Raw genomic sequence first — 15,762 nt, forward strand, 5'->3', positions numbered from 1 at the left:
ACATGACTACCGACAGACCGAACAACCGCACCAACTACCACAGCCATTGCTCGTTCTGCGACGGGAAAGCTCCGATGGAGGATTTCGTCGAGGAGGCCGTGCGGCAAGGATTCGCCGCTTACGGAATCTCGTCGCACGCACCGCTCCCTTTCCCGGCCCGCTGGACGCTGGAAGCGGAACGGATGGCGGCCTACCTTGCGGAAATCGACCGGCTGAAAGCCGCATACGCGGATCGGATCGAACTGTACGCCGGACTCGAAATCGACTACCTGAACGAACAGAGCAATCCGGCTTCGGACTACTTTCAGAAACTGCCGCTGGACTACCGGATCGGATCGGTGCACCTGATCGAGTCCCGTGGGAAATATGTCGATATAGACACCGACGCGGAGACGTTTGCAGAAAACCTGCGCCTTCATTTCGGCGACGACCTGCGCAAGCTGGTTACGGACTATTTCGACAAACTGATGCGGATGGTCTCGACCGGAGGATTTGACTTCGTGGGACATGCCGACAAGATCGTCTACAATGCCTCCCAATGCCAGCCCGACATTGCGGAACAGCCATGGTACCGGCAGAAAATCAGGGAATATTTCGAAACGATCGCGCGGCACGGCGCAATGGTGGAAATCAACACGAAAAAATACCATGCCGGCGGCGTGTTTTTCCCGAACAGATCGCACTTCCGGCTGCTGCGGGAGTTGCGCATTCCCGTGCTCGTCAATTCGGACGCCCACCTGCCCCAAACGATCGACAGCGGCCGCCGGGAAGCGCTCGCTGCACTGCAAGAAGCCGGCATCGATACGGTCATGCAACTGACGGGCGGACGCTGGCAGCCGACGAAGATCGATCTCGCCGCCTACTGATCCCCCGGTCGGACCGGAAAAGGGCGTTTTTACGGCGATTCATAACGCTTCCGTTGTAATTCTTCGCAAGAATCTTTATGTTTGTGGCAGGGATTGCACTTTTTATATTCTAATAAATTCGATCAATGAAATCAAAAAAACGCAACTGGCTGAAACTTTCGCTGCAAGGCGGCACGCTGCTGGCGATCGTGGCATTTATTCTCTATGGGATCTTTTTCGGAGAACAACGCGCCGATCCGGAAGCCTACTGCCCGTTCGGAGGCTTGCAGGCTATCGGCAGTTACCTGCATAACAATTCGCTGGCATGCAGCATGTCGATGGCGCAGATCATGATGGGAGTCGTACTGGCCGTGGGCGTCATCCTGTTCAGCAAGCTATTCTGCGGTTATCTGTGTCCGCTGGGGACAATCGGGGAATACCTCGGCAAAGGCGGCCGCAAGCTGAAAATGAACTTCGACCTGAAACCGGGCGGCATCGCCGATCGGGGATTGCGGATCGTCAAATACGGATTGCTGTTCGTGGTATTCTACATGTCGGTCTCTTCGAGCGAGTTGTTCTGCAAGAATTTCGACCCTTACTACGCAATGGCGACCGGTTTCAAGGGTGAAATCACGGCCTGGATGACCAGCATCTCGATCGTGCTGCTGTTCCTCGGCAGTTTCTTCATCAAAATGTTCTGGTGCAAATACATCTGCCCGCTCGGAGCGCTGAGCAATATTTTCAAATTCACGATCACGTTCGTGGGGCTCCTCCTGCTGTTCTGGCTGCTCGGATGGGCCGGGCTTCCGTCGGCATGGGTATGGGCGCTGGGCGCAGCCTGCTTGATCGGCTACCTGTACGAAATGATCTACCTGCGTAGCAAAGTATTCCCGTTGCTGCGCATCGTCCGCGACGCGGAGAGCTGCAACGGCTGCGGCTCCTGTACGAAAAAATGTCCCTATCACATCGATCTGAAGGAGCTGAAAACCGTCCGGCACATCGACTGCACGCTGTGCGGCGATTGCGTATCGAGTTGTCCGAAAGGCTCCCTGCAGGTCGGCGGCAAAAAGTCGCTGCGCTGGTTGCCCGGCATACTGACGATCGTACTGTTCGTACTCGCGCTGATCCTGGGGAACCAGTGGGAATTGCCTACGATCGACGAACGGTGGGGCAATACCGAACAGGTCGGAGAGATGAAGACATTCGAAATGGAAGGGCTCACCTCGATCAAATGTTACGGCAGTTCGAAGGCCTTCTCCGCCAAAATGCAGAAAGTGCCCGGTGTGTACGGCGTCAAAACATTCGTCAAGCGCCATGCGGTAGTAATCTCGTACGACCCGGCCCAGACCAACGAAGACAAGATACGCGAGGTCATTTTCATCCCAACCATCATGAAATTCTCGAATCCCGAACCGCAGGTCGATTCGGTAGAGGTATTGACCCTCGGGGTCGACAAGCTGTTCGACCGGATGGATATGGTCTATTTCGGGAATATCCTGAAACAGATCCCGGGGATTTACGGCTTCGACGCCGAATATTCGTGCCCGGTGACCGTAAAACTTTACGCCGACCCGTCGGCCGAACTTTCCGAAAAACTGTTGAAAGACTCGATCGAAGTCGAACAGACGCACATGCTTGCGGCGGGCGGCAAAGTGCGTTGGTTCCCGGTGGACTACAAACTCGTTTCGTACGAACGCAACGGAGACCGGATTTCGAGTCGTGAATTCGTCGAGCTGATGTTCAAGCCTACGGCGGCGATGTCGGGCAAGTTCCTCGACAATATGAAAAAACTCGACGGCCGGAATTACGAAACGGCGGTTTACGAAGTCGAATACCCGGCGATCGAAAAAACGCTGATTAAAAAGGGATTTCCTTATTTCAAGAGTTTCCTTTCGACGCAGGAAGGCATCCTGCGCATCGACGTGCAACTGAAAGACACCACCCCCGTACTGCGAATCACTTACGTTACCGGGATGTGGGACGACGCCAAAATCTGGACCGAACTTTTCAACGCTCCGAAATGGACGATCAAATACACGGACGGTTCGACAAAGGAGGAGGAACCCAAACTCAAGTTCAAAAACGAAGGGCGTACAGTTCCGGAATCTCCCGGAGCTCCGGCCGAGTAACCGATACGGACGGGAGAGTCTTCGCAGACTCTCCCGTTTAAAAATAGAGAAAACCGATGAAAAAAATCTTGATTTACGCCCTGTTGGCGCTGCTGGCTCCCGCGTCGGCCATGGCCGACGAAGGGATGTGGCTGGTGAACCTGTTCGAAAGTTCGATCTATCCCCAAATGAAAAAAAAGGGATTGAAGCTGAAACCGGGCGAGATCTACAACGAGCGGGGTACCGCACTCAGCGGCGCGATCGTAGCGGTGGACTACGGGATGGGAACCGGAAGCGTGATTTCCGACCGGGGCCTGGTCATCACGAACCACCACGTAGCTTACGGCGACATACACGATCTGAGCACCCCGGAAAACAACTACCTTGAAAACGGATTCTGGGCGGCGACCGAACAGGACGAACTCCCGGTCAAAGGCAAAACGGTGATGTTCCTGCGCCGGATCGCCGACGTTACCGACGAAGCGATGGAAATGCGCGACAGCATGATCCGGGAAGGAAAATTCGGCGTATTCGGCACCCGGAAGATATACGGCGCAATCGAAAAGAAATACGGGAAGGACACTCCCTACGAAGTCTCCTGCGCTTCGATGTGGCGCGGGGAAAAATACCTGCTGTTCTATTACGAAGTCTATAAGGACGTCCGGCTCGTCGGGGCTCCGCCCGAAAAGATCGGAGCGTTCGGAGGCAACCAGGACAACTGGGGATGGCCGCAGCACAAAGGCGATTTCGCCCTATACCGCGTATACGGCGACAAAGACGGAAAGCCCGCCCCGTATTCGAAAGACAACGTTCCGATCAAACCGGCGAAAGTCCTCGACATATCGACGGGCGGCGTCCACGAAGGAGACTATACGATGGTGCTGGGCTTCCCGGGACGTACCAACCGGTACATGTCGTCGTTCGCCGTCGCCGAAAAACAGCAGGTCGTCAACCCGGTCGTGATCCGGGCGCGGCACGAGCGGATGGAGATCATCAAAAAGCACATGGAAGCCGATCCGAAAGTACGCCTGTTGTACAGCGACAAATATTTCAACCTCAGCAATTACGCCGATTACGCGACCTGGGAGAACATCTGCCTGCGTCGTTACGACGTCGCCGGCATCCGCGAAGCGGAAGAAACCGAACTGCAACGGTGGATCGCGGAAACGCCCGAACGGCAGACCGAATACGGCCGCGTTCTGGCCGACCTGAAAAAAGGGTATGCGGCCCGTGCGGAGGCCGTCCGCCGGAAAAACTACTTCCAGGAGGCCTGGATCAGCCCGAGCGACGCGCTGATGACCGGTTTCCGAGTAGCGTCGATGGTCAACCGGATGCGGAAAGAGAAGATCGACAGCGTGCGGGTCACAGACAAAGCGTTCGCCTACGCGCTGAACCTGACGAAAAAAATGTACGCGGCCTACGATCCGGCCACCGATCAGGAGATTTTCGCCGCCATGCTGAAACTATTCACGGACAACGTACCGCCGCAGATGTGGGGCGACTATCTGCAACAGGTTTATACCCGCTACGACGGCAATGCCGAAGCGATCGCCGACTACGCGTTCCGTAACAGCGCGTGCGCCACCCTCGAAAAACTCTGCGAATACTTCGAAACCCCGCACACGGCCGACCAGATCATGCAAGATCCGCTGGTAGCTCTCGCCGCTTCGGTTTCGACGATGACGTTCAGCGACGGAGTCCGCAACGCCGAAGAAGAGGCGGAAACCGACGTCGACAAAACCGAATCCCTGTACGCCAAAGCGCTGTACCGGATGCGGGAATCGAAAGGGCTCCCGCAATACCCGGACGCCAACTCCACGATGCGGATCACGTTCGGCAACGTAGAGTCGATCAGCCCGTACGACGCGGTAAAATACGACTTCCGCACGACGGTAGACGGATACCTCGAAAAAAACGACCCGAAAGATTTCGAATTTCGGGTGGACGACAAGATGTTCTCGCTGATCCGGGCCAAAGACTGGGGCAGATGGGGCGAAAAGGGAGTCCTTTACACGGACTTCATCACCAATAACGACATCACCGGAGGGAACTCGGGCAGCCCCGTTCTCAACGGCCGGGGCAACCTCGTAGGGCTGGCTTTCGACGGCAACCGCGAATCGATGTCCGGCAACATCTATTTCCATCCCGAATATGCGAGGACCGTCTGCGTCGATATCCGCTTCGTTCTCTGGATCATCGACCGGTACGCCGGCGCCTCCGGCCTGATCGAAGAAATGTGCCTGGTGAAATAAATGACCGAGTACCTGAAAAAGCGGGCGTGTCTGTCGACACGCCCGCTTTTTATTCTCAGTACCTTATGCCCGCGGCCTACTCTTCGGTCGTCTCCTCCTCACGGCCTTGCATGTCGATCTTGTAACTTTTCCCGCCACGCACGACCAATGCCGTTCCATCCTTAAAGTCATAAGCATCGTCATAACGGAACGGGATAACGGCCGTCCCGTCCTGACGGATATAACCGTAATGTTTTTCGGAAAAGACCAGAATCAAATCGTTCTCGGTGCCGCCCATCCAACGGTAAATAAACGGAACCAACTCTTTCCCGTCGCGGTCGCATAATCCGAAAAGCCCGTCGCAAGCGACTTTGGCGATTCCGCGCTCGCTGTTCCATTCGACCAATTCGTAAATCGCCGGCAGGATCTCCTTTCCGGTTTTGTCGATTAACCCGTAACAACCGTTGCGCATGACCTCGGCGCGCCCCTCCATGAAATCGCTCGCCCACTCGTAACGCAATGGAAGCGCTTCATTCCCGGAACAATCCACATAACCCCACAGATCGCCCTTGCGGACGCAGATCAACGATTCGCAAACCGGCCCGACCCAACAATAAAACGACTGAAGCTGCGTACGGTTCAGCAGGTACTCCTCCCGCCGGGCATCGCTGTCGTCCGGCTCCGCAGCGGACGGTTTCCGTTCGTTCGCCAGTTTTACCGACAAATCGACACCCAATTCCGTACGGTCGCCTGCCAATTTCCGCAACGCTTCGCTCAACGCCAAACGACCGTGCAACGTATGATTGCTGCACGAAAGCATTTCGACGATCCGCAACACCGGTTCGCATCCCGCCTCCCTGGCGACATCGGCAAACATCGGAAGCAGGGGCGAACGCACCACGGGAAACCGGAATATCGCATTGCCCCTCAAATACCGGAAAGCGGCCGGATCGGATGCAACCGCTTTTATACCCAACGCCAGGTTGGCTACCATCACGTTGTCGGCGTCCCGAATCGATTCGTAATCCGGAGCGTCCGATCGCGGCATCTGCATGTACTCGTAATTGACCAGATGCACCGAACAATCCTTGTCGATCATCACGTTCGATGCGCGGATCGCCCCGTGAACCAGGTTGTCGTTGATCAGCCACACGGCCATCTGGCAAAATTCCGTCAGTAATTTACGGATACGTTCTTTGTCGCCCTCCATGCAGGCCTTTTCGAGAAACTCATCCAACGGCTGCATATGATCGGGATATTCCATCAACACCACGTCGATGTAACCGGCAGCTCCCCGGTCGTTGAAAACCAACATTTCTCCGCTCAGATAATAATAACCGACCAGAAACGAGGAACGTATCCTCTGGAGATAGGCGGCAATCCGCCGCCACGACAACGTATTCTCCTGCTCCTCGCGCAGCGAACATTTCAGCAGGTAGCTCCTGCCCTTCCACACGACCGAGAAACTGATCGTCGTTCCCGAATATGAAAAAACGGGATCGCCCTTTTCGTCCGTCTTTACCCCGATCTCCCGCAGCGTTTTGAAACGGCCCGCCGGATTGCAAACGGATTCAATCAAATTATATATCGATAAAGCCATAGGTTTTAGAATAAAAGGTTCGCACTTACGGAGCCGATATTCATCATACTGACCAGATCGGTCATCGCCGCGTTGTAACTGATCCCCCTGAAACGCTCCCCGTCGCGTCCCCGCAGCTGGACGATGCTTTCGTTATAGATTGCCGGCATTTCACTGGACATATCGTACAGCAACCGGGCGTAACGCTGATCGGGAAGCTCTTTTTTCGATTCGGGAAACAACACGGGCGAACGCTCCGCATCGGAAGAGATGTGGATATTGATCAGCAGCGCAGCACCGTCCTCGGTAGAGAGTCCTTTGATACTGTCGGCGATCTCCTGCAACTTGAAATCGTCCCCGTCGGACGACTCCCCGTCGGTAATGTTGAAGATCGTCGGCGGATAACTCTTCCGGTGCGCCTTCGCGCCGCACCACGCTTTGCAAAGCCGGTAACACTCGGTCAGCGCATGATACATCGGCGTTTTGCCGCCCGCATAAGGCTCCACCCAGATCTTCTGGCAAACCGACGATACGACGGTACTGCCGTCGGGCAACCGGCGCTCCCGTTGAACGGGCACGCGAGACAGTTCGTTTCCTATCAAATCGTTGGGACGCATAAACATTCTATTCGGGTTCTTCCACAGGGAAGCAACCTCGTCTCCGTGATACCCCAGTACGGCGATATCGAAATAATCGCGGTACCCCTCTTCCCGCCTGCTGCGGTTGAGCAGCTCGGCGATCAGCATATTGACGATAAAAGCCACCGCTTTGGCTTTGACAACTTCTTTACGATCGATTACCACCGTTTCGGCCATCGATCCGGACTGATCGATCAGGATAATGAAAGCTGCCGGAGAGTTCCGGCTGATTCTGGCTGAATACATAGAATTGCGATTTAGCTAAGGCTCTAACAAAATTACAATTCCTGTCCGGATAAACAAACCGTAGCGATCATTTCAGACCCGAATCTGCCACTTTCGATCGAAACGCCCGATAAAAAACGATTCTCCGTTTTTTTCGACCCGCGCACGACCGTTCCGAAAACAACCGGCATAGTCGAAAACCGGCGGCCCCGCCAGCTCACCCGACACGTCGATATATCCGAATTTATCCCCGATCCGCACGGCGGCCAGCCCTTCCCGGAAACTGGTTGCGAACACGTACCGCAGCGGGATCGCCCGTCTGCCCTCCCGGTCGATAAAACCGTACAGACTCCCGTCAGAAACCAGGGCCAGGCCTTCGCTCAACGGTTCCACGCTCCGGTAATCGCGGCAATCGATCCGACAATGTCCCCGAGGGTCGATCATCCAAAACCCCTCTTCGAGACGCACGACGGCCAATCCTTCACGGAAAGGTTTCGCGTCGAGATAGATGTTCTGCAACAGGATGCGCCGATCCTGCAAATCGGCGTACCCGAACCGCCCGTCGCAGCGAAATACGGCGCAACGCGGGTCCTCGTCGTCGATGATCTCGGTTCCGTACGGCAAACCGTCCTGCACATTCCCCGACAATCCCCGCAGCAACCCCGGCAATCCGTCCACTTCCGGCATCGGGTTTTGCATCCGGCTGCCCAGTACCGCCAGAGCCGACGCGCCGCAGCGCGCCCACTCCCGCATCAGTCGGTCGAAAAGGGCCGACTTCCCCCGATTCACCTCGGCAGCGTCGAAAATAATATTCTCCCCGTCGTGATAACGCCCGAAAAGCGACGGATCGAGTGCCAGCGCATGTAGGCTCAGGCTGATCAGGGCGATCGGATAATCGTCGATCGCCTTCCCGAAAAAATCCGCATCGCGCGACGGATGCTGGTAAGCCGGCGAGCCGATGACTTCCGCCTTCCGTCCGGCCAGTTCTCCGATATAGGCTCCGTCGTAATCGATCAGCCGCAACCGCCCCTGCCGATCGACCATCAGATTGTCCTGTTTCAGATCGCCGTGCGCGAAATCCGATTCCAACAGCCACAGCGCCATCCGGTCGAACGCCCGGGCCAATTCCTTGAGCCCCGTACGGTCACCGTTACGGCACAGCCGAGCCAACCGGCCGCCAAGCGACTCGCCTTCGACCCACTCCATCAAAGTTACCGGATAATAAGCTCCTCCGCCCGAGTGCTCGAACAGATAAATCTCGTCCGGCAGGAAACGGGCCGGCACCAAATAAGGAACCGTTCCGCCGCCGAGCGACGCATAGACCGCAGCGGCATGACGCGGCAGGCGCGTATAACATTTCAGGGCGTAATATTTTCCGTCCGCGCAGCGGACTTTGAAAATCGCCGAATAATTCCCCGACCAGAACAACGGTTCTCCGTATGCATCCCGCTCGGGGACAACCTCCCCCAGCGTCCTGAAAATACGAAACGGATCGGTCAACGCTTCTACATACTGGCCGATAATCGGATTTCTCAACATAATCGTTCAAATTCGGGATCTACGATAAAGTTTTTAAAGTTATGTAAAAATTGCGGCGAGGAAAAATAAAAACCGTGAAAATAACGAATATTTATACATGACGCGGAAGATCCTTCCTGTCTGACGCATCGCCGATCTCACAAGTCATTATCCTGAATACAAACACGATAACACAATATTATTTCCACCCAAAACGCGACGGGGCGTCCGACCGTATGCCGAACGCCCCGTCACGACCGGATTCCGGCAATCTACCGGTTCATCACCATATTCTGGCGGTTGATGCTTTCGAGGTGGATCGCTTCGAGCACCGTTTTCAGGAATTCGGTGCTGACGCCCAACTTCGGAGCCTGCGAAACCACGCGGTCTACGATGCTCTGCCATCGGCCGCCCTGCAGGATCGTTACGTTGTTGTCGCGTTTGACGAGTCCGATCTGCTCGGCCACCCGCATCCGCTTGCTGATCAATTCGAAAATTTCGGCGTCGATCTGGTCGATCTGGCTGCGCAGTTTCGCCAATGCCTGCTGGTAATCCGGGCTGTCGGTCGTCGAACGACGCCATACGATCTTACCCAGCAACTCCTTCAACCCGTCCGGGGTAACCTGCTGCGAAGCGTCGCTCCACGCCTTGTCCGGACAGATATGGCTTTCGATGATCAGCCCGTCGTAGTCGAGGTCGGCGCTCTTCTGCGCAACCTCCTGCAGATACGTCCGGCAACCGCAGATATGCGACGGATCGCAGATCATCGGCAGTTCCGGGAAACGGCTCCGCATTTCGATAGCCAGATGCCACATCGGATTGTTGCGGTACAGCGAGGCTCCGTAGGCCGAAAAACCCCGATGGATCAGGCCGAGCTTGGTAATTCCAGCATTCTGCATCCGGGCTATCGCCCCGCTCCACAGTTCGATGTCGGGGTTCATCGGGTTTTTGATCAGCACCGTCACGTCGGCCCCCTTGAGCGCGTCGGCGATATCCTGCACGCTGAACGGATTGACCGTCGTACGGGCCCCCACCCAGATCACGTCTACGCCGAATTCGAGAGCCGCTTCGACGTGTTTCGACGTGGCCACTTCGGTTCCGATCGGCAGGCCGGTCAGTTCGCGGGCTTTGCTCATCCACGCCAGTCCTTTGAGGCCCACTCCTTCGAACGAACCGGGCTTCGTCCGGGGTTTCCAGATGCCGGCGCGCAGTACGTCGACCAGGCCGGTCGCAGCGATTTGCCGACAAGTCTCGAGTGTCTGTTCCTCCGTCTCCGCGCTGCACGGGCCGGAGATAATCAGGGGACGTTTCGCTTTGATATCAAACGGTTTCATATCCTTATGTTTTTTTACGTTTTCTGTTTTCATTCCGGCGAACGGGCGCCGGACGCCCTATTTTATAATCCGGTTGATCCGGTTCGCGCGCTGCATCATCTGTTTCAGTCCTTCGGTGTCGTCCTTTTCGAGCAGGCGCCGGAAAATCTGCAACTGATGGATATGCTCGCGCAACACGTCGAGCACATTATATTTATTTTGCATGAAAATCGGAGCCCAGGTTTCCGGCGAACTTTTCGCCAAACGCACCGTACTCTCGAAACCGCCGCCCGCCAGATCGAAGATATGTTCCTCTTCGCGCTCCTTCTCGAGCACGGTCAGCGCAAGCGCGAACGACGTGATGTGCGAAATGTGGCTGACGTAAGCCGTATGCGTATCTTGCTCCTCGGAACTCATGTATTTAATCGGCATTCCGATTTTCCGGTAGATATCCTCGACCAGTTTCAGTGCGTCCGGATCGCTCTCCGCACCGTCGCAAAGCACCACCGTACGTCCTTCGAATCCATCGTGAACGGCCGCTTCCGGGCCGCTGTACTCGGTACCCCACATCGGGTGGGTCGCTACGAAGCGCCCGCGCCTGGGATGCTGGGCGATCACCTCGCAAAGCTCCTGTTTGGTCGATCCCATGTCGATCACCACCTGCCGGTCGACCTTGTTCAGCACCTTCACGGCCAGCAGCGGAATCGAATCTACCGGCGTGGCCAGCACGATCAGATCGGCAGCCGGAATCGCTTCGTCCAGCGGAAGCGTGCGATCGACCAGTCCCAATTCGACCGCCTTGGCGCGGTTGCGCTCGGAATTATCCACTCCGATCACTTCCTCGCAGATGCCTTTATCTTTCAAGGTCAGTGCGAACGATCCCCCGATCAACCCGATACCTATTACCGCCGCCTTCATAGCAATGACTTGATTTTATCGATCGAACGCTGCAACAGCTCTTCCGTCGCGCAAAGGCTGATCCGGACGTACCGGTTCCCTTCCGAACCGAAAATACCGCCCGGCGTCAGGAAGACGCCGCAGCCGTTCAGTATTTTATCCGAAAACTCGTAACAGTCGCCCGCGCCCTCCGGCAGGCGTCCCCAGACGAACAGACCGGCCTGGCCCGCATCGTACGAACACCCGATCTGGTTCAGGATTTCATAGGCTTTCGCTTCGCGGCTGCCGTACAACTTGTTGATCGAACGGTACCAGTCGTCGCCGAGGCTCAACGCTTTGGCCGCAGCCGCCTGCATCGGGTAAAACATTCCGGAATCCATATTGCTCTTGAATCGGATGATCTCGTCGATCCGCTGTTTCGCCGCTCCGATCATCCCGATACGCCAACCGGCCATGCTGTGGCTTTTGCTCAGCGAGTTCAGTTCGATGGCCACATCCATCGCCCCGTCGGCCGCAAGCAGGCTCGCCGGACGCGGGTTACGCAAGAAACTGTACGGGTTGTCATGCAGCAGCAGGATGTTATGCTTTTTCGCGAAATCCACCAGTTTCTGAAACAAACCCTCTTGGGGTATCGCCCCAGTCGGCATGTGCGGATAATTGACGATCATCATTTTGACGCCCTGTATCCCCTGCCGTTCGATCTCGTCGAAATCGGGCATCCAGCCGGTCGCCTCGCGTAATTTGTAATCGACGCAGACCCCGCCGGCAATCGTAGCCGCCGAGCGGTAAGTCGGATAACCGGGATTCGGCACCAGCACTTTATCGCCCTTGTCCAGGTAGGTCATGCAAACGTGCATGATCCCCTCTTTCGAGCCGATCAGCGGCAGGATCTCGCTCACAGGATCGAGCGTTACGCCGTAACGATCCCGATACCAAGCGGCGAATGCGTTGCGCAGCACGGCGGCGCCTTTATAGGGTTGATAACCGTGATTCCCAGGTTTGGCCGCTTCAGCGGCAAGCGTGGCCACCACCTCCGGATGGGGAGGCTGATCGGGACTTCCGATGCCGAGGTTGATTACCTCGCGTCCGGCGGCCCGCATCTCGTCGATCTCACGCAGCTTCTTCGAGAAGTAGTACTCCTCGACGCTGCCCAGCCGTTCGGCCAGTTCCACTTTGATCGGATTCATTTTTTGCTATTTTAAAATTTACGAATGTTCTCCTCTGCGGTAAACGCCGTATACGTGCAGCTCGCGGCTCGCGCGGCGCATACGTTCGATCACTTCGTTATAATCGTCCATCGACGCGAATTCCATGTCGATATGGAACATATAGTGCCACGGTTCGCTCGGGATCGGCGACGATTGCAGCTTGGTCATGTTGATCGACGAATCCTCCATCGCCCGTAGCACTTGCAGCAGCGATCCCTGCCGGTGGTCGGTCATCAGGCACAGCGACGCCTTATCGGCCTTTTCGTCGATCGGCTGGTGGTCGGGGCGCAGAATCATAAAGCGGGTGCAGTTGTTCTTGATCGTATGGATGTCGGGAGCCAAAATTTCGAGTCCGAACAGCCGGGCCGCCAGTTCGCCGGCGATCGCGGCGGCGTTGCGCGTGCCCCGTTCGGCGATCCGGCGGGCGCTGAGCGCGGTGTCTTCGGTTTCGACCAGCTTCCAGCCGTGCGGATCGAGGAAATCGACGCACTGCAACAACGCCATCGGATGCGAGTGCACCTCTTCGATATCTTCCAACCGCACGCCGGGCAGCGCCATCAGGTTCTGCCTGATATGCAGGTAATACTCGCCGACCGCCTGCAGGCGGCTGTTATGCAGGATGCCGAGATTCGGCAGGATGCTGCCGGCGATCGAGTTCTCAATCGCCATCACGCCGCAGTCCGAGTCGCCGCTTTCGACCTGGCGAGCCACTTCGCGGAATGTCGGGCACGGCACGATCTCGATCCCTTCGCCCCAATACCGTTCGGCGACAATGTGGTGGAAACTCCCCTCGTAACCCTGTATGGCCACTTTCATCTTTCCGTTCATCTTCCTGTCTCTTTTACATCTTCCGTATCGACAAAAAATCCCGGCTCCTTACGGACCGGGATTTTTATTATTTTTCGCACAAGCACTTATCTTCGCTATCGGCAACGCAACCCCAGTCCGCTTTTGGTAAAAAAGTAGAAGTAAAAATAATAACCCCAAAAAAGCGAAAGCTGATTCATCGTCCCTCTGAACTGATTAGCTTGTTATACTTTATTTTTTATCTGTGCAAATGTACGATAAAAACGGGAAAAAACAAGAAAAATTTAACCGATACCGTTATTTTTTTCAACCTGAAGCCCCGAGCGGCCGTCCTGCGCCCCCGGCAACGGGTCCCCATCGTCGTAATCGGACAGCTGCGCAGGCAGGTCTTTGGTGGCTTTCACCCCCAGCTCACGCAACCGCTCGGTACGCCGGATCAGGTTGCCGCTGCCGGTTTTCAATTGTTTGATCGCCCGTTCGTATTTCTCCCCGGCAGCCGAAACGCTGCGCCCCAGATCGGTCAGCGTCTCGGCGAAACCGACGAATTTGTCGTACAGATTCGCCCCTTCGGTGGCGATCGCGATCGCATTCTTGTTCTGCTTGTCCCGCTTCCACAGGTCGTCGACCAATTTCAGCAACGCGAACAGGTTCGTCGGACTGCTGACGATCACCTTTTTATTATAAGCGTCGCTCCACAGCGTCGGGTCGTACTGCATCGCCAGCAAGAACGCCGGCTCGTTCGGCACGAACATAATGACGAAATCCGGCGAGTCTACGAGCGCCTGGTAACGCTTGCTGCCCAGCTCGTCGATATGACTGCGCACCGACCGCAGGTGATTCTTCACCGCGCGCGACGCTTCGTCCGGATCGGCGCTTTCGGTATAGGCGACATAAGCCGTCAGCGACACTTTCGAGTCGACGACGATCTGCTTGCGGTCGGGCAGGTTCAGGATCACGTCCGGACGCAGGTTGTTGCCCGCAGCGTCTTTGAGGTTCTCCTGCGTAAAATAATGAATCCCCTTGACCAAGTGCGAACTATCGAGGATCGTTTCGAGAATCATTTCGCCCCAATCGCCCTGCACCTTCGAATTGCCCTTCAGCGCACGCGTCAGGTTGTTGGCCTCCTCGGACATCCGGCGGTTCATCTCGTTCAGGCTGCGAATCTCCTCTTTCAGCGAAAAACGCTGCTGCGCCTCCTTGTCGTACACTTCGTCGACCCGTTTGCGGAATCCTTCGATATTTTCCCGGAACGGCTTCAGCAACGACTCCAGCGATTCCCGGTTACTCTGCTTGAACTGCCGGCTCTTCTCCTCCAGAATGTCGTTAGCCAGATTTTTAAAAGCGAGACGCTGCTGCTCTTGCAGCGCGGCGATCTCTTCGGTGCGGCGGGCGCGCTCGCGCTCGGCTTCGGCCTGCTGATAGAGCAATTTCTCCTCGAGGGCCGCACACCGGGCCGCCCGTTCGGCGGCCTGGCGGTTCAGGTCGATCAACTGTGCGTTTTTGGCTTCATTATCCGCTTTCAACGCCTCTTCCGTCCGCGCATACCGCCTGAACGCCGGCCGGAAAGCCAACGCCGCCGCAGCGATTCCCGCAACCAATCCGATGAACAACAAACCCGCTTCGATCATTCTCCTGTCCTTTAAATTTAGCCGGCAACGCCGGCCGCAGAACAAAAATAGCTATAAAATCATTACCTTTGTACAAATTTGACATTTACAAAACCAAAACTTCAGAAAACATGAAAAGAATCATATCCCCTTCGGTGCTCTCGGCGGACTTCGGACATTTGGCCGACGACATCGCGATGCTCGACCGCAGCGAAGCGGAATGGGTGCACATCGACGTGATGGACGGCGTATTCGTGCCGAACATTTCGTTCGGATTTCCGCTGATGCCGCCGATCCGCAAAGGAACGAAAAAGGTGCTCGACACGCACCTGATGATCGTCAATCCGGAAAAATACATCGAACGCTTCGCCAAGGCCGGCGCGGACATCGTCACGATCCACCTCGAAGCGACCGACGACCTGCACGGCGCGATCGCGACGATCAAAAAGGCGGGCGTCAAAGCCGGCGTTTCGATCAAGCCGAAAACGCCGGTGTCGGCAATCGTACCCTATCTCAATGAACTGGATCTGGTGCTGATCATGAGCGTCGAACCGGGCTTCGGCGGACAGTCGTTCATCGAGGGATCGACCGAGAAAGTGGCCGAACTGCGTCGGGAGATCGACCGCTGCGGGTCGCAGGCGATGATCGAGATCGACGGCGGAATCACGCTGGATAACGCCGCCGAGGTGTATGCCGCCGGATGCGAAGTACTGGTTGCAGGAAGCACGGTATTCGCCAGCCCGGATCCGGAAGAGACAATCCACAAACTGTTGAACGTATAGACAA

The 15,762-nt window shown here is 56.2% G+C and carries 12 protein-coding genes; 4 read left to right on the forward strand and 8 right to left on the reverse strand.

Annotated features, from left to right (window positions below; genetic code table 11):
- Positions 1–2 precede the first annotated feature (2 nt).
- From PGR91_RS04180 to PGR91_RS04190, 3 genes are all read left to right on the forward strand, one after another.
- On the forward strand, positions 3–866 hold the full coding sequence (locus PGR91_RS04180; protein ID WP_118656934.1) for a histidinol-phosphatase: 864 nt from the start codon (positions 3–5) through the stop codon (positions 864–866).
- Between the two features lie 125 nt (positions 867–991).
- The gene (locus PGR91_RS04185; protein WP_118656932.1) at positions 992–2,974 is read left to right on the forward strand and encodes a 4Fe-4S binding protein; all 1,983 of its coding nucleotides are present in this window, start codon (positions 992–994) and stop codon (positions 2,972–2,974) included.
- Between the two features lie 56 nt (positions 2,975–3,030).
- The gene (locus PGR91_RS04190; protein WP_118656930.1) at positions 3,031–5,205 is read left to right on the forward strand and encodes a S46 family peptidase; all 2,175 of its coding nucleotides are present in this window, start codon (positions 3,031–3,033) and stop codon (positions 5,203–5,205) included.
- Positions 5,206–5,281: 76 nt separating this feature from the next.
- Here the strand turns inward: PGR91_RS04190 and PGR91_RS04195 are convergent, their stop codons facing one another.
- The 8 genes from PGR91_RS04195 to PGR91_RS04230 form a co-directional block, all read right to left on the reverse strand.
- Positions 5,282–6,784: a WG repeat-containing protein gene (locus PGR91_RS04195; RefSeq protein WP_118656928.1), complete on the reverse strand. Its 1,503-nt coding sequence runs from the start codon at positions 6,782–6,784 to the stop codon at positions 5,282–5,284.
- A 5-nt stretch (positions 6,785–6,789) separates the two neighbouring features.
- Complete coding sequence (locus tag PGR91_RS04200) at positions 6,790–7,647, reverse strand: hypothetical protein (RefSeq protein ID WP_055205511.1); 858 nt, start codon at positions 7,645–7,647, stop codon at positions 6,790–6,792.
- A gap of 72 nt (positions 7,648–7,719) precedes the next feature.
- Positions 7,720–9,165: a WG repeat-containing protein gene (locus PGR91_RS04205; RefSeq protein WP_055205510.1), complete on the reverse strand. Its 1,446-nt coding sequence runs from the start codon at positions 9,163–9,165 to the stop codon at positions 7,720–7,722.
- Positions 9,166–9,416: 251 nt separating this feature from the next.
- Positions 9,417–10,478, reverse strand: coding sequence for a chorismate mutase (locus PGR91_RS04210; RefSeq protein WP_055205509.1), 1,062 nt, complete (start codon positions 10,476–10,478; stop codon positions 9,417–9,419).
- A 57-nt stretch (positions 10,479–10,535) separates the two neighbouring features.
- Complete coding sequence (locus tag PGR91_RS04215; protein ID WP_055205508.1) at positions 10,536–11,375, reverse strand: prephenate dehydrogenase; 840 nt, start codon at positions 11,373–11,375, stop codon at positions 10,536–10,538.
- Positions 11,372–12,541: a pyridoxal phosphate-dependent aminotransferase gene (locus PGR91_RS04220; protein ID WP_118656267.1), complete on the reverse strand. Its 1,170-nt coding sequence runs from the start codon at positions 12,539–12,541 to the stop codon at positions 11,372–11,374. Before PGR91_RS04220 ends, PGR91_RS04215 begins: the two co-directional genes overlap by 4 nt.
- An 18-nt stretch (positions 12,542–12,559) precedes the next feature.
- A complete protein-coding gene (locus PGR91_RS04225) occupies positions 12,560–13,390 on the reverse strand; it encodes a prephenate dehydratase (RefSeq protein WP_055205506.1) in 831 nt (276 codons plus the stop codon).
- A 263-nt stretch (positions 13,391–13,653) separates the two neighbouring features.
- Complete coding sequence (locus tag PGR91_RS04230) at positions 13,654–14,997, reverse strand: DNA recombination protein RmuC (protein ID WP_118656269.1); 1,344 nt, start codon at positions 14,995–14,997, stop codon at positions 13,654–13,656.
- A 110-nt stretch (positions 14,998–15,107) separates the two neighbouring features.
- On the opposite strand from PGR91_RS04230, the gene rpe reads away from it, so the two are divergent.
- Positions 15,108–15,758: a ribulose-phosphate 3-epimerase gene (gene rpe, locus PGR91_RS04235; protein ID WP_118656461.1), complete on the forward strand. Its 651-nt coding sequence runs from the start codon at positions 15,108–15,110 to the stop codon at positions 15,756–15,758.
- Positions 15,759–15,762 lie beyond the last annotated feature (4 nt).

The sequence above is a fragment of the Candidatus Alistipes pullistercoris genome (assembly GCF_027665465.1).
GTDB classification, from domain to species: Bacteria; Bacteroidota; Bacteroidia; order Bacteroidales; family Rikenellaceae; genus Alistipes_A; species Alistipes_A hominis.

Excerpts from the sequence above, each read along its gene's own strand:
- PGR91_RS04185 (WP_118656932.1), top strand. The coding sequence starts at position 992 with ATGAAATCAAAAAAACGCAACTGGCTGAAACTTTCGCTGCAAGGCGGC.
- PGR91_RS04220 (WP_118656267.1), bottom strand. The coding sequence starts at position 12,541 with ATGAATCCGATCAAAGTGGAACTGGCCGAACGGCTGGGCAGCGTCGAG.
- PGR91_RS04200 (WP_055205511.1), bottom strand. The coding sequence starts at position 7,647 with ATGTATTCAGCCAGAATCAGCCGGAACTCTCCGGCAGCTTTCATTATC.
- PGR91_RS04205 (WP_055205510.1), bottom strand. The coding sequence starts at position 9,165 with ATGTTGAGAAATCCGATTATCGGCCAGTATGTAGAAGCGTTGACCGAT.
- PGR91_RS04190 (WP_118656930.1), top strand. The coding sequence starts at position 3,031 with ATGAAAAAAATCTTGATTTACGCCCTGTTGGCGCTGCTGGCTCCCGCG.
- PGR91_RS04195 (WP_118656928.1), bottom strand. The coding sequence starts at position 6,784 with ATGGCTTTATCGATATATAATTTGATTGAATCCGTTTGCAATCCGGCG.
- PGR91_RS04215 (WP_055205508.1), bottom strand. The coding sequence starts at position 11,375 with ATGAAGGCGGCGGTAATAGGTATCGGGTTGATCGGGGGATCGTTCGCA.
- rpe (WP_118656461.1), top strand. The coding sequence starts at position 15,108 with ATGAAAAGAATCATATCCCCTTCGGTGCTCTCGGCGGACTTCGGACAT.
- PGR91_RS04210 (WP_055205509.1), bottom strand. The coding sequence starts at position 10,478 with ATGAAACCGTTTGATATCAAAGCGAAACGTCCCCTGATTATCTCCGGC.
- PGR91_RS04180 (WP_118656934.1), top strand. The coding sequence starts at position 3 with ATGACTACCGACAGACCGAACAACCGCACCAACTACCACAGCCATTGC.
- PGR91_RS04230 (WP_118656269.1), bottom strand. The coding sequence starts at position 14,997 with ATGATCGAAGCGGGTTTGTTGTTCATCGGATTGGTTGCGGGAATCGCT.
- PGR91_RS04225 (WP_055205506.1), bottom strand. The coding sequence starts at position 13,390 with ATGAACGGAAAGATGAAAGTGGCCATACAGGGTTACGAGGGGAGTTTC.